This window comes from Rhodoferax sp. XS2R6, assembly GCF_056521365.1.
In genome coordinates, this window is the sequence record NZ_JBWMAY010000005.1 from 1 (window position 1) to 21,168 (window position 21,168).

Here is a 21,168-nt window from a genome sequence, read left to right on the forward strand (position 1 = left end):
CGTTTCGTATTCCACGTGGGCGGTGTTGATGGTAATACCGCGTGCTTTTTCTTCAGGTGCTGCGTCGATCTGGTCGTACGCCTTGGCAGAGCCGCCGAACTTGGCTGCCAGCACGGTCGTGATGGCTGCAGTCAGGGTGGTCTTGCCGTGGTCCACGTGGCCAATCGTGCCGACGTTGACGTGTGGCTTGGTTCGTGTGAATTTTTCTTTACCCATTTTTCAATTCTCCAAAAGAGCTATACCCGTGTGTTGGTTTTATGTCTGCACAGTGTTGCTAGTTCGCTCCGCACGGGCACAGAGCGGCACACTGTCGCAGACAATTCTTCAATCAGTTGAGGACAGAGCCAAAGATCTGCCCCGCAAACCCATTACTTTGCGCGCGCTGCCATGATGGCTTCAGACACGTTACGTGGGGCTTCCGCGTAGTGCTTGAATTCCATCGTGTACGTGGCACGACCTTGCGACATGGAACGCAGGGTGGTGGAGTAGCCAAACATTTCGGACAGGGGCACTTCAGCCTTGATGGCCTTACCGCCACCGACCATGTCGTCCATGCCCTGCACCATGCCGCGGCGGCTGGACAGATCGCCCATCACGTTACCGGCGTAGTCTTCAGGTGTTTCCACTTCCACAGCCATCATGGGCTCCAGAATCACGGGGTTGGCCTTGCGGCAACCTTCCTTGAAACCAAAGATAGCAGCCATCTTGAACGCGTTTTCGTTCGAGTCCACATCGTGGTACGAACCGAAAGTCAAGGTCACCTTGACGTCCACTACGGGGTAGCCAGCCATCACGCCCTGGTTCAAGGCTTCGATCACGCCCTTTTCAACAGCAGGAATGTACTCGCGAGGCACCACGCCGCCCTTGATGGCGTCGACGAACTGGAAGCCCTTGCCGGCTTCGTTGGGTTCAACGGTGAACACCACGTGGCCGTACTGACCCTTACCACCAGACTGGCGCACAAACTTGCCTTCGACATCCACCACTTGCTTGCGGATGGTTTCGCGGTAAGCAACCTGGGGCTTGCCCACGTTGGCTTCCACGCCGAATTCACGCTTCATGCGGTCCACAATGATTTCCAGGTGCAGCTCGCCCTGACCACCAATGATGGTCTGACCCGACTCTTCGTCGGTCTGCACGCGGAAAGAAGGATCTTCTGCGGCCAAACGGCTCAGAGCAATACCCATTTTTTCCTGGTCAGCCTTGGTCTTGGGCTCTACTGCCTGGCGAATCACCGAGTCAGGGAACACCATGCGTTCCAGCGTGATGACAGCGGAAGGATCACACAGGGTTTCACCGGTGGTCACGTCTTTCAAACCCACGCATGCAGCGATGTCGCCAGCGCGGATTTCATCGACTTCTTCACGGTTGTTGGCGTGCATTTGCACGATACGACCGATACGCTCTTTTTTGCCGCGCACCGCGTTGTAAACGGTGTCGCCTTTTTTCAGAACGCCAGAGTACACACGCACAAAGGTCAGCTGGCCCACAAACGGGTCAGTCATCAATTTGAACGCCAAGGCAGCAAACTTTTCGCTGTCGTCAGCCTTGCGGGTCACTTCTTTTTCGTCTTCGTCAAAGCCCTTGATGGCCTTCACGTCCAACGGAGAAGGCATCAGCTCAATCACGGCGTCCAGCATGCGCTGCACACCCTTGTTCTTGAACGCAGTGCCGCACAACATCGGCTGGATTTCGCCAGCGATGGTACGTGTACGCAGACCGGCGGTGATTTCCTCTTCGGTCAGCTCACCCTCTTCCAGGTACTTGTTCATTAGCTCTTCAGACGCTTCGGCCGCAGCTTCCACCATCTTTTCGCGCCACTCTTTGGCGGTAGCCACGAGGTCGGCCGGAATCTCTTCGAAGGTGAACTTCATACCCTGGGACGCTTCGTCCCAGATGATGGCTTTCATCTTGCGCAGATCAACCACACCGGTGAAGTTTTCTTCAGCGCCGATTGGGATCACGATTGGCACAGGGCTGGCCTTCAGGCGCAGCTTCATCTGTTCCACCACCTTGAAGAAGTTGGCACCGGTACGGTCCATCTTGTTCACAAAGGCCAAACGAGGCACTTTGTACTTGTTCGCCTGACGCCACACGGTCTCGGACTGGGGCTGCACGCCACCCACAGCGCAGTACACCATGCAAGCGCCGTCCAACACACGCATGGAACGCTCGACTTCAATCGTGAAGTCCACGTGTCCGGGGGTGTCAATGATGTTGATGCGGTGCTCGGGGAAGGAAGCATCCATGCCCTTCCAGAAGCAGGTCGTGGCAGCAGACGTGATCGTGATACCACGCTCTTGCTCTTGCTCCATCCAATCCATGGTGGCCGCACCATCGTGCACTTCACCAATCTTGTGGTTCACACCGGTGTAAAACAGAATACGCTCGGTGGTAGTGGTTTTGCCGGCGTCAATGTGCGCAGAAATACCGATATTGCGGTAGCGCTCAATGGGAGTAGTGCGAGCCATGATGGATCCTTGTTTGATCAAATTCTGTAAACCGCCAGCTGCACAGCGCAGCATGGCGTGCGGCCTTCAAAGTGTGAATGGCCCGCATGACAGCGCCATTGCGCCGCCAGGACCACCCCACCACTTGAAAGCCGCGGGGTCCGTTTTTAGAAACGGAAGTGGGAGAAAGCCTTGTTGGCTTCAGCCATGCGGTGAACTTCGTCACGCTTCTTCATGGCACCGCCACGGCCTTCAGTGGCTTCCAACATTTCGTTGGCCAGGCGCTGGGCCATGGACTTTTCACCACGCTTGCGAGCAGCTTCTTTAATCCAGCGCATGGACAAAGCCAGACGACGGACAGGACGCACTTCCACAGGCACTTGGTAGTTGGCACCACCCACGCGGCGGGATTTCACTTCCACCATGGGCTTGACATTGTTGATGGCAACCGTGAAGGCTTCCACCGGGTCTTTGTCAGGGTGCTTCTTGGCGATCAGTTCGAGGGCACCGTAAATGATGCGCTCGGCTACAGCCTTCTTGCCGCCTTCCATGATCACGTTCATGAATTTGGACAGCTCTACATTGCCGAACTTGGGATCCGGCAGGATTTCACGTTTAGGGACTTCGCGACGACGTGGCATTTTTTCACCTCTTTGCTTCAGTTGGCACCTTTGCAGGCACCGCGAGAGTTAATCAATAAGACTCTCACTTACTCGACCCAAACAGCGGGTCACTTCGTTCATTTATTGCGCCACGCAACAAACGAACACCTCTTATTTTTCGGATCCAAAGCTTTGCAGCGATGGGCCCAGGTCAAATTATTTGGCCTTTGGCTTCTTCGCACCGTACTTGGAGCGAGACTGCTTGCGGTCTTTCACGCCTTGCAAGTCCAGCGAACCACGAACGATGTGGTAACGCACACCGGGCAAATCCTTGACACGACCGCCGCGAACCAGCACAACGCTGTGTTCTTGCAGGTTGTGGCCTTCGCCGCCGATGTAGGAAATGACCTCAAAACCGTTGGTCAAGCGCACTTTGGCAACTTTACGCAGAGCGGAGTTAGGTTTCTTGGGCGTTGTGGTGTACACACGGGTGCACACACCGCGACGCTGCGGAGAGTTCTGCATCGCAGGGCTCTTCGACTTGATGGTCTCGACCTCACGGCCTTGACGCACGAGCTGGTTAATGGTTGGCATTGAAAACGTCCCTAAACGTTTGAAATATTACGAAAACGTGAATCTCTTCGGAATTTCCGAAAAGCCTTCTAATGTACCAGATTGAGGGTTTACACGCAATACATGCGCGGCGACCGTCAGCGGATCCAGAGGCGAATGCCATCCCAGGCCCGGCCGAAGATGCCGGCCTGCTCCACCCGGTCCAGCGCCACCAGTGGCACTTCGGCCACAGTTTGCTCACCGGCCAAAACCCGCAACGTGGCCAGTTGCTGGCCTGCCGCTACCGGGGCCACGACGGGTTCATTGCGTACCACTTCAGTTTTGAGGCGGCTGGCCGTACCTGCGGGCACCGCCACGATCAGCGCCTGCTTTTTGCCGACCTTCACCTCGGAAGCACTGCCTTTCCAGACCTTGGGGGTCACCACGGCCTGGTTGGCATCAAACAGCTTGACCGCCTCAAAGGCCGTGTAGCCCCAGTTCAAGAGCTTCTGCGATTCGTTGGCACGGGCGTTTTCGCTGTCGGCCCCCAGCACGATGGACAAAAGGCGGCGGCTGCCAGTCGCAGCGGCAGACCCCGCGGGTGCGCCCGCAGAGACCAAATGGGGGAAATCGCGCTTGGCGGTGGCCACCAAGCAGTAACCCGCGGCATCGGTATGCCCGGTTTTCAGGCCATCCACGGTCGGGTCGCGAAACAACAACAGGTTGCGGTTGCTGTCGTTGGCGGCGGGGGTGCCGGGGTAACGGTACTTCTTGATGGCATAAAAGTGCACGTACTCGGGGAAGTCTGACATCAGGCGGGTGGCCAGAATGCTCAGGTCGCGCGCGGTGGTGGTGTGGCCCGCCTCGGTCAGGCCCTCGGGATTCTTGAACCCTGAATTTTTCATGCCCAGCACCTTGGCCTGCTCGTTCATCATCTGAACAAAACGCTCCGCAGTGCCGCCCACGCCTTCGGCCAACGCCATGGTGGCGTCGTTGCCGCTTTGCACAATCATGCCCTTGATCAAATCCTCCACGGGCACCTGCATCTTGGGGTCGATGAACATGCGAGAACCCGGCATCTTCCAGGCACGCTCACTCACCGGCAGGGCCTGTTTGAAGTCAATTTTCTTGCTGCGCAAGGCATCAAACACCAGATAGGCCGTCATCAACTTGGTCAGAGACGCAGGCTCCACCGGCATGTCCATGTCTTTGGAAGCCAGGATCTGGTTGGCGGTCACATCCACCAGCAGGTAGGCGCGGGCGGCAATTTCCGGGGGTTGGGGGACTTGGGCGGAGACGGCCAAGCACACAGAGGCCAACAAGGCCGCAACAAAGGATTTCATGGGAGGTAGAAAAAGAAGAGAAAACTCACACGGTGCGCAAATGGCGCGCGACCAGACTGCGCAGAAGCGGCAATTGTCCATGAAAGAAGTGACCGCCCCCGGGCACCACGGTGACCGGCAGGGTTTGTGGCCGTGCCCAGGCCATGGCATCGGCCAAGGGCACGGTGTCGTCGGCCTCGCCGTGCAGCACCAGCGTGCGGTCGTGCAGCTCGGGGGCAATCGGCGCCACGGTGAAGCGGCTGGCGGCGGTACCGACCAGCACCACCGCGGCGGGGTCGCGGGCGGCCAAGGCGGCTACGGCATGGCTGGTCACAAAAGCACCAAACGAAAACCCGGCCAGCGCCAACGCTCCCTCGGGCGCACTGTGGGCCACCACCGCAAGCAGGTCCTGCAACTCGCCACGGCCTTCGTCATACGCGCCTTCGCTCGCGCCCACACCCCGAAAATTGAACCGCACCGCGCGCCAGCCGGACAGCACAAAAGCACGCGCGATGGTTTGCACCACCTTGTTGTCCATGGTGCCGCCAAACAACGGGTGAGGATGGGCAATCACCGCCGTACCCCGTGGCGCCACAGCGTCTGGCGGCAGGTCCAGCAAGGCCTCCAGGACGCCCGCAGGCCCGGTCAGGCTGAATTTCTGGGTGGATGTATTCATGCAATCACTATCATTTCAATAGCTGCTTGCGCAGTATTCATAAGGACTAGAGCCCTATTTGACTTAAAACTACCGCCCCAGGTGGGCCGGCGTCACCAGTCGCTCGACCACCTTGCCGTTTTTGAGGTGGGACTCGACGATCTCGTCAATGTCCTGCAGATCGACAAAGCTGTACCAGACGGCCTCGGGGTAGACCACGGCCACGGGACCGGCGGCACAACGGTCCAGGCAGCCAGCCTTGTTGACCCGCACTTGGCCGGGGCCGGACAGCCCGGCCGCCTTGACCTGCTGTTTGCAGCGGTCAAAGGCCTCCTGGGCCTGGTACTGGGCGCAGCAGGCCTCGCCATTCTTGCGCTCGTTCAGGCAAAAGAAAATATGCCGCTCGTAATACGAGCTCTGGGGTGCGGTGGCTTGGGTCATGGCGGGATTTTAGGTTTCCTCGCTGCGCCGCCCCAGTTGTGCCAGCAAATACACCAGGGCTCCGTACGGCCAGAGCCAGCCCAACCATTGCGCCAGCCCATGGAAGCGGATGAAGCGCCCCTGCTCCCAATGTTGCAAGGTCTGGGCAAAGTACGGACTCTCCGGCGCCTGGTTCAGCACACTGATATAGAGCCCCAAGGCCACCAGTGCCAGGGCCGCACTGCCGCGCCAGGGCATGAACGCCAGCCCCAGTGCCAGCAAGCCCCCTACCAGCAGCCCCCACTGAGCCGGCAAGTCCAGCCAGGCCCAGGCATGCAAAGGCCCCCAGCTCAGTGCGGCCGACAGCCCGGTCACGGCCACCGCCAGCAGCGCCAGCGCGCCCACCAGTACCAAGCGCCGTGCCAGCGGACGCACAATGCAAAACCCCAGCAAACAGGGGATCAGCAGGCCCAGCGCTACACAGAGCATTTCGGTCCCCGGCGCCAGGGCAGTGAGTTCGGCATCGCGCACGGGCAGCCAGTGCAGGTAGGGGGTGTCGCTCAGCCACTCGGCCAGCCCCTGCTCTACCCGCTGCAACACCTGGCCCAAACCCAGCGGCACCGGCGCCGGAAACAACAGCGCCGCTGGCCACAGGGCCAAAAGCACCAGCCCCCCTCGCGAATGCGGCACAAACCAGCGCGCCCGCACCCGGCTCCAGCGGTCAATCGCCCCCCAACGCTCCAGCAGCAAGGCACTGCAAGCCCCCACCGCACCGCCCAGGGCATTGAGCAAAAAATCTTCACGGGACGGAATGCGGGCTGGCAGGTAACTTTGCAACGCCTCCATCACCAGTGAGAGTAGCGTGGCGACCAACACTGCCCCCACCACCGGGTAGTGGCCGCGCCGGTTGCGCAAGGCCCCCAGGGCCAGGAGCGCGCCCAGGGGCACATAACCCACCACATTCACGCCCACGTCAAACCCGGTCCAGTAACGCGCCATGGGCGCAAACAGAAACTCCCAAGGCGCAATGCCCTGGTCACGCCAGCCCACAAAGGGGTAGCAGCTCGCGTACACCACCAACCCTGCATACAACCAGGCAAGGGGCCACGCGGCAGATTTGTGCATGCCGTGTACTTGTGACTTTAGAAAGGCTTGACGACCACCAGCACGACGATGGCCGTGAGCATCAGCACCGGAATTTCGTTGAACCAGCGAAACCAGACGTGGCTGCGTTGCAGCGTGCCCGCCTCCAGCTTGCGCAGCAGCGCACCACAGGCATGGTGGTAGCCCAGCACCAAGGCAACAATGAAGAGCTTGGCGTGCATCCAACCGTTGCCCGAGCCCCATCCAATACCGTACCCTGCCCAGAGCCACGCCCCCAAACCAATGGCAGGAACCGCCAGCAAGGTCGTGAAACGCATCAGCTTGCGTGCCATGAGCAGCAAGCGCGCACGCTCGGCCTCGGAACCGGGTGGCACCAGGGCCAGGTTCACAAAGATGCGGGGAAGGTAGAACAATCCCGCAAACCAGCTGGCTACGAAAACGATGTGGAAGGCTTTGACCCAGAGCATGGGGAAAGTGTAGTCGTTGAGGCCGGTTGGCGCCCGCAGACAAAAGCGGAACACACATGCTGGGCTCGCGGAGCGGGCAGGGGCGGGATGGCTGGGCATTTTGCGTAGGTCAAGGAGGAGCCCGAAGGGCGGGGGACACGGAGCAAAATGCCCAGCCATCCCGCACCAGCGCCAGAGACACCAACAAAAGTACAGCCAAAAAAAACCCCAGCACGTGGGCTGGGGTGGTAAGCCTATTTGCTGTCACACATCAAGGCCCCGCTCAGGGAGGAAAAGCGGGGGATAGCAAGCTATCCGGTGTTGAATTTAGCAATGTTGCGGCCGTGTGACAAGCACTTTTTTGTAAATCCCTCTCTAACCGCTGTGGTATTACACGAATCTTCCCCTTGGTCCGCCCACAGCGGCGCCCAAGGATTCAGGCACAATTTTCCCCATGGTGCGACTCGAAGTCGCTTCTGTAGCTGAACTAATCAGCCTTTCAAAGCGCAGTTCTCCTCTGGGAAGCTGCTGGTTTTCTCCCTCGGGAGGACACCTAAGAAGATGGTTATTTGCAAGCAAATAACCATCGTGAATTTGCCCGGGAGGGCGAGTTCTCAACGCGGAAACCATCCTTGGATGGGGTTTTCGTTGTCGATACACCACATTGAAACGTAAATGTTTGTAAATGTGGGGCCGCTGCTTTGGCGGCATACAGAGCGTTACCGCTCTCTGTGTCTTGTTTCCTAAGAAACCACGTCTGGAACGGCGTGACCTTGACCGTACGTGCGTCTGGAGTAATCCGGGGGTGCGGAGCTACGGTTAAACAACCCGTGCACATGCACACAAGGCTGGCGCGAGTCAGTCCCAACTCCATGAGCAAGAAGTGGAGAGGTTGCCGAGGTATAGGGTACGGGAAATGTAATGTGAACTCTCGTCTGAACCGTCGCGAAAATTGAACAGCTTACGCTTGTCTCTCCAGCAATGGAGGAGCTGTAGCCAAAAGGCACGAAGTCAGGATGCGCATGTCGTGGACTTCGCATCGTTCCCAAACGACTTCCGGCGGATAGAGAGTCCCTAACCCCATCGTCTGGCTTGCCAGCCAGATGGGCACAGAGGGAAACGAGGTAAGCCCCATTCACCGCCAGCCCGCAAGGGTTGGCAACCTGCGAGTAATCAAAGGCCATGGTGGAGGGGGTAGAGGATTGAGCAAAAAGCGAATGGCCGTCTGTAATGGATGGCATAGGGGCTATGCCCCGCAGTGAAAGCTGGCTGACTTGCTCAGGGTGCGACAGCGTAAAGCCGTTGCGACTTTTAACTATGACCCAGAGGGTATCTGACCCTCTGGGTCAGTGCCTTCTTCAAATGGGTTTTACCTAACTGGAGAATGGTATGGAACACATCGGCAACGATGCTGCGTCTCCGGACGAATCAAGTGAATGGCACTCCATCAATTGGAAGGCTGTCATGCAGTTCGTAGGAAAGGCGCAGATGCGCATAGCGCAGGCAGAAACGGAGAAGGATTTCCGACGGGTCGCAAGACTCACGCGGAGCCTGATCCGATCCTGGCAAGCCAAGGCATTGGCCGTCAGGAAAGTAACGGAAAACCAAGGGAAGCGAACGAGTGGCATCGATTGCGTCCTATGGGATACGCCAACTAAGAAGTGGAATGCGATTGGTTGTCTGAACACCAATGGGTATCGGGCTCGCCCCCTACGGCGGGTCTATATCCCAAAGGCTAACGGGAAGGAAAGGCCATTGGGCATACCGACCATGAAAGACAGAGCGATGCAGGCACTCCACCTGCTGGCGCTGGAACCCGCTGTGGAATGTGCGTCCGATCCGAACTCGTATGGGTTTCGGAAAGGGCGATCAACACATGATGCACGGAGCCAGCTCTTTGGGTCTTTATCCATGAAAGCCTCGGCTGAATGGGTATTAGACGCAGATATCTCTGGGTTCTTTGACAACATCAACCACAAATGGTTGCTGAACCACGTCCACATGGACAAGGTGACGCTGCGGAAGTGGTTGAAATCTGGAGTGGTTGACGCGGGTCAACTCCAGCGCACGGATGATGGCACGCCGCAGGGCGGCATCATCTCGCCGACGTTAGCGAACATCACCCTGAACGGGTTGGAGGTCGAACTCTTGAATTTCCTTCGGGAAAAGATGGGGATCGCTCTGGCCAGAAAAGGTAAGGTGCACTTGGTCCGGTACGCAGATGACTTTGTGGTGACAGGCAGCTCGAAGGAGCTGCTGGAAACCGTGGTCCGACCTTGGATTGTTGAGTTCTTGCGCGAGCGGGGACTGACTCTGTCCGAGGAAAAGACGCGCATTGTGCATATCGATCAGGGATTTGATTTTCTAGGGTGGAACTTCCGTAAATACGGGGGCAAGCTGCTCATCAAGCCGAACCAGAAAAACGTGAAAGCGTTTTACGGCAAGGTGAAGAAGATCATCGCCACATCGCAATCGAAGGTTCCTGTAGAAACGCTGATAAAGCGCCTGAATCCAGTCCTTAAAGGCTGGGCTCAGTACCACAAAGGGACGGTCGCAAAGCAAACCTTCAGCAAAACCGACCGCCTGATTTACTGGCGATTGATGCGTTGGGGTCTGCGGACGCATCCGCGCAAGACGACAAAATGGGTGTATCACCACTACTGGAAGCAGTGTGGTTCACGCAAACAGTTTGCTGGCTTGCAGGATGACCCGTTTGGGGGTGTGGAAAGGATACCGCTACCGCTGTATCGCCTCTCGGACATGAAAATTGTTCGCCACATCAAAGTGAAGGGGGATTACAACCCGTTCCACCCCGATTGGGTTGCCTATGGCGAGAAACTGCGGGTGCAACGAATGGGTGATTCCATTTGGAATGCTCAACGGGCCTCACTATGGTTCGACCAAGGTGGTAAGTGCGCTCTCTGTGAGCAAGAAATTGACATGGCTGATGAACCCATGGACGACCACCATATCGTCTATCGGCAGCTAGGTGGGAGTGATGCTCTCTCCAATCGGGTGCTGTTACACCCGGTCTGTCACAGGCGTGTCCACGCCCTAGGTTTGAAGGTTATCAAGCCGGTCTCCAGTACGGGAGACTTTAATCTGGCAAAGCAGTCGAAGGTTATGCAACCTGATGACGCTGTGTAGCCAGTGGTCGTGCATGAGCCGTGTGCGGTGAAAGCCGCATGCACGGTTCTTAGGGGGGGATATAGTAGAAATACTATGTCCCTACCCTCCACGCCCTTCGCCCCCTTTCCCCTTGGCCGCCCGCGCCGCCTGCGCCGCGACAGCTTTACCCGCAACCTGGTGCGTGAAAACGCCCTCACCGCGCACGACCTGATTTACCCCGTGTTCGTAGTGGACGGCCAGAATCAGCGCGTGCCAATTGCCTCCATGCCCGGCGTGGAGCGCCTGAGCCTGGACCTGCTGCTACCCGTGGCCGAAGAATGCGTCAAGCTGGGTATACCGGTGATGGCGCTGTTCCCCGTGGTCGACCAGTCGCTCAAAACCTACGACGGCAAGGAGGCGCTGAACCCCGACGGCCTGGTGCCGCGCGTGGTGCGGGCGCTGAAGAAAGAATTTCCTGATCTGGGCGTGATGACCGACGTGGCGCTGGACCCCTTCACCACCCACGGCCAGGACGGCCTGCCGGACACCCGGCCTGAGGAAAACGGCTACATCCTCAACGAGGAAACCGTGGCCCAACTGGTGCAGCAGGCGCTCACCCAGGCGCGCGCCGGTGTGGACATCGTGGCGCCCAGCGACATGATGGACGGCCGCATTGGCGCTATCCGCGCCGCGCTGGAAGCCGAAGGCCTGATCCACACCCGCATCATGGCCTACAGCGCCAAGTACGCCAGCGCCTTCTACGGCCCGTTTCGCGACGCGGTGGGCTCGGCCGGCAACCTGGGCAAGGGCAACAAAAAGGTCTACCAGATGGACCCCGGCAACAGCGACGAAGCCCTGCGCGAAGTGGCCATGGACATTGCCGAGGGCGCGGACATGGTGATGGTCAAACCCGGCATGCCCTACCTGGACGTGGTGCGCCGTGTGAAAGACGAATTCAAGGTACCCACCTTCGCCTACCAGGTGAGTGGCGAGTACGCGATGTTGAAAGCTGCGGCACAGAACGGCTGGTTGGACCACGACGCCGTGATGCTGGAAAGCCTGCTGGCCTTCAAACGCGCAGGTGCGGACGGCGTGCTGACCTACTTTGCAATTGACGCAGCCAAGGCCTTGCGCACATGACGCTATAAAAACAGGAGCTGTTCGCGCATACTCCACGGGCGCCAGAGGCACTTTTTATCCATATTTCGAACATCCATGCGCATCTTCCACATCCAAGCCAACAGCGTGACCGAAGGCCAGAACCTGGCCGAGCTCACGGCCCAGGGCATCCCGCCCGAGGGGTATGTGTGGGTGGCGTGTGCCCGGCGCGAATTTGAGGTGGCGCAGGCCGAGGTGCAAGCCACGCTGCAAACGCAGTGCGGTGTGCAACTGGTGGACCTGCATATTTCGGACCTGATCAACAACCAGTTGCCCTCACACTACGACTACACCTCGCAGTACGACCTGCTGGTGTTCCGCCGGCTGGCGGCGGGCAGCCGCCCCACCGATCTGGAGCAACCCGGCCAACCGCTGAATGTGGCGCCCAAACGCGGTGGCCCGCCCATTCTGCGGCGCATCGACACCAGCCCGGTGGGGTTTGCGGTGTTCGACCGCGTGTTGCTCACCGTGCACCCGACCGACTGTGCCGTGCGTGACGCCTACGCTGCCAAGCTGTTGCAAGCCGCCAGCAGCGAGTCGCGCACCGCCGGCGCCCGCCTGCCCACCAGCCCGGCCGACCTGATGCTGCGCATCGTCAACCACATGGTGGACGGCTACCTGGCCCTGCGCAAAGAACTGACCCAGCAGCTGGACCACTGGCAAACCGAGCTATTGAGCCCGCGGGCCCGCTTCAGCAACTGGGGTTCGCTGCTGGACGCACGTATGGCGCTGCACCAGCTCGACGACGTGTGTGAAGAACAACGCTCCGCCGTGCAGGACTGGATCGAGGCCATCAAGACTTGGCCCGAACCCACAAGCCCGGGTGAAGCGCGCGAGCGCGAGCTGCTGCAGGTGCGCAGCCGCGACGTGCTGGAGCACATCGAACGCGTGGTGCACCATGTGCGCCGGCTGGAGCAGAGTGTGGAAACTGCGGTGCAAATGCACTTCAGCGTGCAAGGCAGCCGCACCAACGACATCATGCGCACGCTGACCGTGCTCACCGCCATCTTTCTGCCCTTGAACCTGATTGCCGGCATCTTCGGCATGAACTTCGACTTCATCCCGCTGCTGCACCAGCAAAGCGGGTTCTGGTGGGCGATTGCCAGCATGGTGCTAACCGCGGTGCTGCTGGCGGTGTTTTTCTGGCGCAAGCGTTACCTGGCACGCTCCGAACGCTGACCCCCAGGGCTGGCGACTCCGGGCGGGCAGCGCTACACTGGCTGCGTCGTTGAAAACACCACACACCATGGCTTTGCAGCTGCGTTCCCTGCTCACCCTGATGCTGCTTGCCCTGGCCTTGCAGGGACGTGCGGACACCCTCGCACCCTACCAAATCGTCAGCGGCAACCTGCCCCCGTTCACCGTAGAAGCCGGCCCCAACGCCCCGGGCGCCTTGGGCGTGCTGGTGCGAGAGATGGCCGAACGCCTGGGCGAGGCACCACCCATCCAGTTCTACCCCTGGACCCGGGCCCTCAGCATGGTGGGCACCCAGCCCCGGACCCTGATCCTGCCACTGACCCGCACGGCCGAGCGGGAAGCCAGCTACCGCTGGCTGGTCAAGCTGTACCGCCAGCAGTTTGTCTTCATCGCATTGCGTGGCACGGCGGTCAACCTCGATACGCTGGATGCCTTGCGCGATCTGCGCATTGCCGTGCTGCGCGGCTCCCCCAATGAGGGGCATCTGTTGGGCCGCAATTTCAAACAGGTCGTACCGGCCAACTCGGTGCTGGACATGGCCCGCATGCTGGAACGTGGCATGGCCGACGCCATTTATGGTGGGGATGCCATCAACCTCGCCGTGCTGGCGGAGTACGGCATCCCGCGCACCCAGCTGCAACTCAGCAAGCCACTGGACTATGGAGAAATCTGGTTGGGCGGCTCGCTGGACATCCCGGAGTCCGAAGCCCTGCTGTGGCAAAACGCCATGAAACAGCTAGTGCGGGACGGTGTGGTGCGCCGCACCCTGGCCCGCTACGGCCTGCCGCAGTAACAAGCCCGTCGATTAGCCCTGCAGGTGCTGCGCGAAAAACGCCAGCGTGCGTTCACGTGCCAGCGCGGCCGCGTCGGCGTTGAAGGCCGCCCGGTGGTCGCAGTTGAACCCGTGTTGGGCGTTGTAAATCTCTACCCGCACCCCGGCATGTGCGGCCTGGAAGGCTTGCACCCCCTCCAGCGGAATGGCGTGGTCTTGGTCACCAAAATGGGCCAGCACCGGGCACTGCGGCTGGCGCGCCACCTCGGCCGGTGTGGTCATGCCGCCACCGTAATACGGCACGGCGGCGCGGATGCCAGAGAGCGCACACGCGGCACGCCAAGTCAACAAACCGCCCCAGCAATAACCCACCACGCCCACGGGCCCCGCCTCGGCCGCCATGGTCACCGCGGCCTGCACGTCTTGCAGCACGCCGGGCGGGGGCAGCCCCTCCACCGCAGCTTTGAGCTTCACACCCGCCGCCACATCCTCGGGTGTGTAACCCAGCTCCACGCCGGTTTGCACGCGGTGGAAGGTGGAGGGTGCAATGGCCAGATACCCTTGGGCGGCATACCCATCGGCCACCGCGCGGATATGGGCGTTGATGCCGAAGATCTCCTGCAGCACCACGATGCCACCGCGGGGCACACCGTCTGGATGGGCCACATAGGCGGGGAAGACAAAGCCATCCGCCGCGGTCAGGTTCACGGTGTCGGTCTTCATTGCGCCACAAACCCGCTGTCTTTGATCAACTTGGCCCAGACCTTGGTGTAAGCCTGCTCGCGTTTGGCCAGTGTGGCCTGGTCCATAAACCCAACGGTCAGGCCCATGGCGGTCAGGCGTTCTTTCACGTCGGGTTGGGTCAATACCTTGGCCAGCGCGTCGGAGAACTTGTCGACGGTCGCCTTGGGCGTGCCCGCCGGGGCAAAGATGCCGTAGTACGGCAGGTCTTCAAACCCCGCCAGCCCCAGCTCGGCAAAGGTGGGCACATCGGGCAGGATGGCTTGGCGCGCACCGCCCAGCACCGCCACCACGCGGATCTTGCCGGCCTTGTGGTTTTCAATGAAATCGGGCACCGAGCCCGTGCCAGCCGCAATCTGGTTGCCCAGCATGTCGGCCATCATGGGCGCGCTGCCGCGGTAGGGGGCGGACTGCAGGTCCAGCCCGTACTTCTGGCCAATCACCTTGACCAAAAACTCTGGCGTGGAGGCCGGAGCTGGCACCCCCACCGTGCCCTTGCCCCCGCCCTGCGCCTTGACCCAGGCCACGTAGTCGTTGACCGACTTGGCCGGGGTACCGCCCGAGACGGCCAGTGCATTCACAAAGGTGGCAAACCCGGCTACCGGCACAAAGTCCTTGGCCGAGTCATACCCTGGGTTCTTCACCACCTGGGGCAGGATGGAGATGGTGTGGTCGTGCGAGAGGAACAGCGTGAGACCGTCCGGCGCGGCCGCCTTCAGCGCCTGCGCGGCCAACTGCCCACCAGCACCGGCCTTGTTCTCGACCACCACCGGCATGCCCAGCTGATCCTTGAGCTTGTCGGCCAGCGTGCGGGCAATCGCGTCGGTGCCGCCACCGGGCGGAAAACCCACCATCAGCCGCACCGGGCCGCTTTGTGCCTGCACCAGACCTGCGGCCAGCAGGGCCGACACCGACACGGCCAACACGCCTGCGCGGCGCAATGTGCCGCCCCAGCCTTGCAAAGAAAAACCCATGGTCAAGCTCCTGAAAAACAAATGATGAAGAAAGGTGAAAAGTAAAAACCGCGGTGCTGTTTAGTTGCGTGCGTAGGCCACGTGGAAACGCTGCACACCGGGGAACTGCCCCATCTCGGACGCTAGGTCAGAAATCGGTGCCATTTTTTTGCGGCTGCGTGCCACGGCCACAAAGTTCCAGGTGAAAGAACCCTCGTCCATCGAAATGACGATGGTGCCACCCGCAATGTCATACCCCCGGTCGTGCGCCATGGCGCGCAGTGCGGCCTCCACCGGTCGGTAACCCGGGTCAAACGTGAGACGGATCGCCACCGCCTGGCGCGACGGCAGCCAGCTCTCCAGCTTGGACACCCAGACCATGCAAAACGCGCTGAGCAAGGCCAGCGACATGGCCGCTGCATACAGGCCCACGCCCACCAAAATGCCAATCACCGACGAGGCCCAGAGCGAGGCCGCCGTGGTCAGGCCGCTGATGTTGAAGCCCTCTTTCATGATCACACCCGCACACAGAAACCCGATGCCGGTCAGGATGCCCTGGATCACGCGCGAGAGGTCGCCGTTGCTGAACAGCGTGGTGCTCATGCCACCGTACCAAAAATTGGAATACCCACCCATGACGGCCAGCGCCGCCGAGGCCATACACACCAGCCCGTAGGTGCGCATGCCCGCCGCACGCCCGTGGTACGAACGCTCGTACCCCACCATCAGCCCCAGCACCAGCGCCCCCAGCAGGTGCAGCAGCACAAAAACGTTGGCCTCTACCACCGGGGTGGACCAATACGCGGCAAAGGTTTGCGAATTGAGCATGGGTACAAACATACCCCAAAAAGCCGCGCGCTACCATGGCGCCATGCAAGCTATCGCACTCATCACCGGCGCCTCCCGTGGCATTGGCGCAGCCACCGCCCTCTCCCTGGCCCAGGCTGGCTACGCCGTGGCCGTGAACTACCGCGATAACTCGCTGGCCGCCGACGAGGTGGTGCGCCAGATTCGCGGCCAAGGCGGCAACGCCATCACCGTGAAAGCCGATGTGGCGGTAGAGGCCGAGGTGCTGGCCATGTTTGCCAAGGTAGATGCCAAGCTGGGCACGCTGACAGCGCTGGTCAACAACGCGGGCGTGGTGGATGTGGCCAGCCGCGTGGACGCCATGTCCAGCGCGCGGCTGCAACGCATGCTGAACACCAATGTGCTGGGCAGCATGGTCTGCGCACGCGAAGCGGTGCTGCGCATGAGCACCCGCCACGGCGGCAGCGGCGGTGCCATCGTCAACATCTCCAGCGTGGCGGCCACACTGGGCTCGCCGGGCCAGTATGTGGACTACGCGGCCAGCAAAGGCGCCATCGACAGCTTCACCGTGGGCCTGGCGCGCGAGGTGGCGGCCGAGGGTATCCGCGTGAATGCCGTGCGCCCCGGCATCATCGACACCGAGATCCACGCCAGCGGCGGCCAACCCGACCGCGCCCAACGCCTGGCGCACCAGGTCCCCCAGCAGCGCCCGGGCACCGCGCAGGAGATTGCCAACGCCATCGTCTGGCTGCTCAGCGATGCAGCCAGTTACACCACAGGCGCGATTCTGGACGTGAGTGGCGGGCGCTGAGGCCGCACCACCCACCCTCAGGGCGAGGGCAGACCAAACAGCCGGGCACCGTTCTCCCACGCCACCTTGCGGGCCACGGCGGGTGGCAAGTCGCCCAGCCAGCTGCGGTACTCCTGCATCTGCGCTTCGTAGTACTGCCAGCGTGGATTGATCCAGGTGTCCGACCCCAGCAAAAAGCGGTCCGGGTAGTCCAGCAACAGCGCACGCCATTCGGGGCACAACACGGTGCCACCCTGCACACCGGCACAGGTCAGGCCCGGGCGGTAAGACAGCTCCCCCATCAGCGCTGGGTATTGGGCCAACAAGCCCCGCACCCGCTCGACCGACGCGCCGCCAATACCGGTGTGCGCCCAAATCAGCCGGGTGGTTTTCCCGGCGGAGGGCGTGGCCGCCATCAACAGGTCAATGGCTGCGTCATCCACATGCGCCAGCACCACCAGGCCGCGTTGGTCGGCCAGCGCCATGAGCTGCTGCGCCACCTTGCCACGCGCGTTGGCACTATCGTAGAGGTGGAATTCGCCAATGCCGCGGTAGGGGCCGGCGGCGGTGCCACGCGCCAGTTCGGCCTGCACCATGTCAAAAATTGTGGGGTCCTGGAACCAGTTGGCGTAGTCGTCGCGGTTGCGGTACAGGCGCACCAGCGGCACCACGGTGACGCCTGCGGCACGGGTCTGTGCGCCTGCCTCGGTCAGGGCCCGTGTGCCGTCGTTGGGCCGGGAATTGGCCACGATGGCACGCACCCCGCTGCGCTGCATACGCGCCAGCACATCGGGAATCGGGTGGGGCTGCTGCGCCTCCACGTTGTAGTGCAGGTGGGCGTCAAACAGCGGGCCCGTGTAGTCGGCGGCTTGCGCCTGGCCACTGGTGCCCACGGCGAGGCACAGCGCCGCACAACGGGTGCGCCAGGAAAAGCGAGGGGGTGTCAGCATGGGCGGCCTCCGGCCAACAATGTTTATGAGGTGGTGTGCGGGTTTGTAGCGTGTTTTCCCATTCCTTGCAGCGCACGGGTGCAGTACCATGCCGCCACCCTTCCCTCCCCAGGACACGCCGTATGGACCTCAAACCGCTGGTGACCTTGCTGGCCATCGTGAACCCGCTGGCCATCGTGCCCTTTTTTATCCACTACACCCAGGGCTTTGACGCCGCCCAACGGCGCCACACGGTGTGGGTCTCGTCCTTCAGCGCGTTTGTGGTGATTGCCATCAGCGCCGTGGCGGGTCTGCATATCCTGGAGTTTTTTGGCATTTCGCTGGCCAGCTTCCAGGTGGGTGGCGGCATGTTGCTGCTGACCAGTGCGCTCAACATGCTGAACGCCCAACCCGCCGAGGCCAAGACCAACACCCACGAGCTGGAGGACGGCGCCGAAAAGGCCGCCATGGGCGCCAGCATTGCCGTGGTGCCGCTGACCATTCCGCTGCTCACCGGCCCGGCCACCATGTCCACCGTGGTGATTTATGCGGACAAGGCCAAGACCTTCTGGGCACTCAGCACGCTGGTGGGCTACGGCGTGGTGGTGGCGCTGGCCACGGCGCTGTGTTTCTCGTTGGCCGAACCGATTGCGCGTTTTCTGGGCAAAACCGGCATCAACGTGATGACACGACTCATGGGCCTGATTTTGGCGGCGCTGGCGGTGGAGGTGATGACCGACGGGCTGACCAAGCTGTTCCCGGCGCTGGCCGGCTGAGGCCGCGTTAGCCGCTGATACCTGCGCGGCTTAGAAAGTCGCCCACCAGCTCCAAGCGCAACAGGGGGTTGTCGAGCTGCATCAGGCTTTGCTTGAGCTCGGGCGGCAGCTGCAGCAGCTCGCACCAGCGGTTGGCCACCCAGCCGCAGTCGTCCAGCCGGTGGGGCGGCAACAGCGCCGCGGGCAACGCGCCACCCCGGGCCTGCAGCTGGGCGATCACGTTCTGCAGGGCCTGCGACACCAGCTGAAGATCGGGCGGCACCGGCGTGGGCACATCGGCGGGCAGGGTTTGCACATCGGCCACCCACAGCCCGTGTTTGAGGCGGCTGCGCCGGGTGATGCGAAACCGCTCACCAGCCGTGCAGCGCAACACCATGAGGCCGGGCTGCGGGCTGGAAAACTCGGTGATGGTGGCCAGCGTGCCAATGTCGACAAAAGCCTCATTCGCAAAACCGTCGCCGCTGGGGGCCTGCGGGTCGGCGCGGCGCACCTCGCTGCCCTGGGTGAGCGCCACCACTCCAAACGGCGCGCCGGTTTTGTGGCACTTGCCCATCAGGTCCAGGTAACGCACCTCAAAAATCTGCAGCTGCAGGCTGCCACCGGGGTAGAGCACCGTGTTCAGCGGGAACAGCGGCAGTTGGTGCAGGGCAAGCAGCTCGGGCATGGTGGCGTGGCGGGCCTTAGCGGGGTGGCAGGCTGGCCTGGGTTTGCTGCACCCACTGGTCGAGCTGCTGCACGGCGCTGTCCACTGCGGCGGTCAGCGCACGCACGCCACCGGCAGCGTCGGCGCTGGCTGCGGGCTCGCGCAGCACAAAGCTGCGCTGGGCCACCAGGGCGTCGCCACCGTGGGCCGGATGCGACAAAGTGGCACGCAGGCGCAGCACGCCGGCGCTGCTGGCCGCAGCGTCAAACAGCTGGCTGAACTCTTCGAGCTCCAGGCGCAGCGTGAGGGTGCCGGGCGGCGCCAGCACACCATCGGCCAGGTTGAGCACCGCGCGGCGCTGGCCCAGGGTTTCGCGCACACGCTGGCGCAGCAGTTGGGCCGGGGGCATGCTCCAGCGCGCCTGCGCGTAGGGGCGTAGCTGCTGGGCATCGCTGTAGCCCAGGCGGTAGACCACGGGCAGGTTGTCCAGCGCGGTGGGCGCATGCACCTCGCCCAGCGCCAGCGTGGGCAGCGGTGCCATGCGGTTGCTGGGCAGCTCTTGCACCAGGCCGGGGCCGAAGTCGTACACCGCCACCGCAGGGCCGCCCTTGGGCAAGGCGCCACAGCCGGCCAGCGTGGCCGCCAAAATCAAACCAAACAGGGCTCTAGAGCCCATGGAATATGCGCAAACAGCTATCATTTTCATAGCAAACCAGTCTCTCTAAATATCAAGGGGCCGCGGCGGCCGGTGCCACAAAACCGCGCTCGCCCGGGCCCGGCGTAGCGCTGCCCTTGCCCCACAGCAAGGACTGTGGGTTGTCACCCACCGCGTCGGCCGCGCGGCCGACCTGGCGCACGGCGCGGGCGGTGTCATCGGTGGCGCGGTTCAGGCGGGGCAGCAGCTGGGCGTTGACCTGGCGACTGGTGTGCGCCAGCGACTCGGTGCTCTGGGAAATTTTGTCCAGCGTGCCACCGGGCTCGTTCATGCGGCGCGACATGCGCTGGAACTCGGAGGCCGAGGTGCGCACCGCATCGGCGCTGGCGCCCAGCCGCTCCGAAGTAGCCTGCATGCTTTTGAGCGTGGCATCGGCCTGGGCCACCATACGCGGCAGGTTCATGGCGTCCGCCCCCCCCTGCGCGCCCAGCACCTGGTCGGCCCGGCGGGCCAGGGTGCTGACGTTGGCGGCGGCCTGGCCCATTTGCTGGATGGCGCCCATCAAGGCTTTCTGGTTCTCTGCGTCCAGCAGGGTGTTGACGCGCCCGCTGGCCTGCTCCATCTGCGTGAGCAGGTTGCCGCCTTGTTCGGTGAAGCGTGCCACCATGCTGGGGCGCATGGGGATGCGGGCCGGGGTGCTGCCGGTGGCGGCCAGCGGCGCAGGGCTTTCGCCTTTGTCGTCCAACTGCACAAAGGCCAGCCCGGTGACACCCTGGAAGCCCAGCGTGGCAAAGGTGGACTGGGTGATGGGGGCCTGCTCATTCACCGCAATGCGCAGCAAGACATTGCCACGCTGCACCGTATCCAGCGCAATGTCGGTCACCCGGCCCACCAGCACGCCCTTGAAGCGCACACCGGCCTGGGGCTGCAGGCCGGTCACGCCCTCGGGGCTGGAGATCTCGAACACCCGTTGCTCGGACGTGTCACGCGTGAGCCAGACGGTCAGTGCCGTGAGCAGAGCCGCCACCACCAGCACAAAAGCACCGGCAGCAAAGGCATGGGATTTGTTTTCCATAGATATCTGTCTT

At 61.8% G+C, this 21,168-nt stretch carries 22 protein-coding genes; 6 read left to right on the top strand and 16 right to left on the bottom strand.

Annotated elements, in window-relative coordinates; translation table 11 throughout:
- The 9 genes from AC097A_RS16030 to AC097A_RS16070 form a co-directional block, all read right to left on the bottom strand.
- On the bottom strand, positions 1 to 216 hold a 216-nt coding region (locus tag AC097A_RS16030), incomplete at its 3' end, for a GTP-binding protein (RefSeq protein ID WP_479621608.1).
- 152 nt (positions 217 to 368) lie between these two features.
- Positions 369 to 2,471 carry an elongation factor G gene (gene fusA / locus AC097A_RS16035; RefSeq protein ID WP_105261722.1) on the bottom strand — a complete coding sequence of 701 codons (2,103 nt, stop codon included), beginning with the start codon at positions 2,469 to 2,471 and terminating at the stop codon, positions 369 to 371.
- Positions 2,472 to 2,617: 146 nt separating this feature from the next.
- Complete coding sequence (rpsG, locus tag AC097A_RS16040) at positions 2,618 to 3,091, bottom strand: 30S ribosomal protein S7 (RefSeq protein WP_105261723.1); 474 nt, start codon at positions 3,089 to 3,091, stop codon at positions 2,618 to 2,620.
- Positions 3,092 to 3,268: 177 nt separating this feature from the next.
- On the bottom strand, positions 3,269 to 3,646 hold the full coding sequence (gene rpsL / locus AC097A_RS16045) for a 30S ribosomal protein S12 (protein WP_011466063.1): 378 nt from the start codon (positions 3,644 to 3,646) through the stop codon (positions 3,269 to 3,271).
- A 116-nt stretch (positions 3,647 to 3,762) separates the two neighbouring features.
- Positions 3,763 to 4,947 carry a serine hydrolase gene (locus tag AC097A_RS16050; protein WP_315849404.1) on the bottom strand — a complete coding sequence of 395 codons (1,185 nt, stop codon included), beginning with the start codon at positions 4,945 to 4,947 and terminating at the stop codon, positions 3,763 to 3,765.
- Between the two features lie 25 nt (positions 4,948 to 4,972).
- Positions 4,973 to 5,602, bottom strand: a complete 630-nt coding sequence (locus AC097A_RS16055; RefSeq protein ID WP_479621609.1) for an alpha/beta hydrolase — start codon at positions 5,600 to 5,602, stop codon at positions 4,973 to 4,975.
- A 69-nt stretch (positions 5,603 to 5,671) separates the two neighbouring features.
- Positions 5,672 to 6,022 (bottom strand): (2Fe-2S) ferredoxin domain-containing protein, encoded by a 351-nt coding sequence (locus AC097A_RS16060; protein WP_315494314.1) that lies wholly within the window; start codon positions 6,020 to 6,022, stop codon positions 5,672 to 5,674.
- A 9-nt stretch (positions 6,023 to 6,031) separates the two neighbouring features.
- A complete protein-coding gene (locus AC097A_RS16065; RefSeq protein ID WP_479621610.1) occupies positions 6,032 to 7,126 on the bottom strand; it encodes a VanZ family protein in 1,095 nt (364 codons plus the stop codon).
- 17 nt (positions 7,127 to 7,143) lie between these two features.
- Positions 7,144 to 7,572, bottom strand: a complete 429-nt coding sequence (locus AC097A_RS16070) for a CopD family protein (protein ID WP_479621611.1) — start codon at positions 7,570 to 7,572, stop codon at positions 7,144 to 7,146.
- A gap of 1,368 nt (positions 7,573 to 8,940) precedes the next feature.
- Between AC097A_RS16070 and ltrA the strand changes: the two genes are divergently transcribed.
- The 4 genes from ltrA (at position 8,941) to AC097A_RS16090 (ending at position 13,807) form a co-directional block, all read left to right on the top strand.
- Positions 8,941 to 10,698, top strand: a complete 1,758-nt coding sequence (gene ltrA / locus AC097A_RS16075; protein WP_479621612.1) for a group II intron reverse transcriptase/maturase — start codon at positions 8,941 to 8,943, stop codon at positions 10,696 to 10,698.
- Positions 10,699 to 10,773: 75 nt separating this feature from the next.
- On the top strand, positions 10,774 to 11,799 hold the full coding sequence (gene hemB / locus AC097A_RS16080) for a porphobilinogen synthase (RefSeq protein ID WP_479621613.1): 1,026 nt from the start codon (positions 10,774 to 10,776) through the stop codon (positions 11,797 to 11,799).
- Positions 11,800 to 11,874: 75 nt separating this feature from the next.
- Positions 11,875 to 12,996 carry a magnesium transporter CorA family protein gene (locus AC097A_RS16085; RefSeq protein ID WP_479621614.1) on the top strand — a complete coding sequence of 374 codons (1,122 nt, stop codon included), beginning with the start codon at positions 11,875 to 11,877 and terminating at the stop codon, positions 12,994 to 12,996.
- A 67-nt stretch (positions 12,997 to 13,063) separates the two neighbouring features.
- The gene (locus AC097A_RS16090) at positions 13,064 to 13,807 is read left to right on the top strand and encodes a substrate-binding periplasmic protein (protein ID WP_479621615.1); all 744 of its coding nucleotides are present in this window, start codon (positions 13,064 to 13,066) and stop codon (positions 13,805 to 13,807) included.
- A gap of 12 nt (positions 13,808 to 13,819) precedes the next feature.
- Here the strand turns inward: AC097A_RS16090 and AC097A_RS16095 are convergent, their stop codons facing one another.
- From AC097A_RS16095 to AC097A_RS16105, 3 genes are read right to left on the bottom strand one after another with little or no spacing between them, the layout of a single operon-like run.
- Positions 13,820 to 14,509 carry a dienelactone hydrolase family protein gene (locus AC097A_RS16095; RefSeq protein ID WP_479621616.1) on the bottom strand — a complete coding sequence of 230 codons (690 nt, stop codon included), beginning with the start codon at positions 14,507 to 14,509 and terminating at the stop codon, positions 13,820 to 13,822.
- Complete coding sequence (locus tag AC097A_RS16100; RefSeq protein ID WP_479621617.1) at positions 14,506 to 15,501, bottom strand: Bug family tripartite tricarboxylate transporter substrate binding protein; 996 nt, start codon at positions 15,499 to 15,501, stop codon at positions 14,506 to 14,508. Before AC097A_RS16100 ends, AC097A_RS16095 begins: the two co-directional genes overlap by 4 nt.
- 60 nt (positions 15,502 to 15,561) lie before the next feature.
- On the bottom strand, positions 15,562 to 16,308 hold the full coding sequence (locus tag AC097A_RS16105; RefSeq protein WP_479621618.1) for an MgtC/SapB family protein: 747 nt from the start codon (positions 16,306 to 16,308) through the stop codon (positions 15,562 to 15,564).
- Positions 16,309 to 16,351: 43 nt separating this feature from the next.
- On the opposite strand from AC097A_RS16105, the gene AC097A_RS16110 reads away from it, so the two are divergent.
- The gene (locus AC097A_RS16110) at positions 16,352 to 17,098 is read left to right on the top strand and encodes an SDR family oxidoreductase (protein WP_479621619.1); all 747 of its coding nucleotides are present in this window, start codon (positions 16,352 to 16,354) and stop codon (positions 17,096 to 17,098) included.
- Positions 17,099 to 17,115: 17 nt separating this feature from the next.
- Here the strand turns inward: AC097A_RS16110 and AC097A_RS16115 are convergent, their stop codons facing one another.
- Positions 17,116 to 18,027, bottom strand: coding sequence for an amidohydrolase family protein (locus AC097A_RS16115; RefSeq protein WP_479621620.1), 912 nt, complete (start codon positions 18,025 to 18,027; stop codon positions 17,116 to 17,118).
- A gap of 122 nt (positions 18,028 to 18,149) precedes the next feature.
- On the opposite strand from AC097A_RS16115, the gene AC097A_RS16120 reads away from it, so the two are divergent.
- Positions 18,150 to 18,782, top strand: a complete 633-nt coding sequence (locus tag AC097A_RS16120) for a MarC family protein (RefSeq protein ID WP_315480526.1) — start codon at positions 18,150 to 18,152, stop codon at positions 18,780 to 18,782.
- Positions 18,783 to 18,789: 7 nt separating this feature from the next.
- On the opposite strand, the gene AC097A_RS16125 is transcribed toward AC097A_RS16120, so the two are convergent.
- The 3 genes from AC097A_RS16125 to AC097A_RS16135 are packed head-to-tail and all read right to left on the bottom strand — an operon-like array spanning position 18,790 to position 21,155.
- On the bottom strand, positions 18,790 to 19,446 hold the full coding sequence (locus AC097A_RS16125) for an LON peptidase substrate-binding domain-containing protein (protein ID WP_479621621.1): 657 nt from the start codon (positions 19,444 to 19,446) through the stop codon (positions 18,790 to 18,792).
- Between the two features lie 16 nt (positions 19,447 to 19,462).
- The gene (locus AC097A_RS16130; protein ID WP_236635360.1) at positions 19,463 to 20,101 is read right to left on the bottom strand and encodes an ABC-type transport auxiliary lipoprotein family protein; all 639 of its coding nucleotides are present in this window, start codon (positions 20,099 to 20,101) and stop codon (positions 19,463 to 19,465) included.
- A 52-nt stretch (positions 20,102 to 20,153) separates the two neighbouring features.
- Positions 20,154 to 21,155, bottom strand: a complete 1,002-nt coding sequence (locus AC097A_RS16135; protein WP_479621622.1) for an MlaD family protein — start codon at positions 21,153 to 21,155, stop codon at positions 20,154 to 20,156.
- Between the last annotated feature and the right edge of the window lie 13 nt (positions 21,156 to 21,168).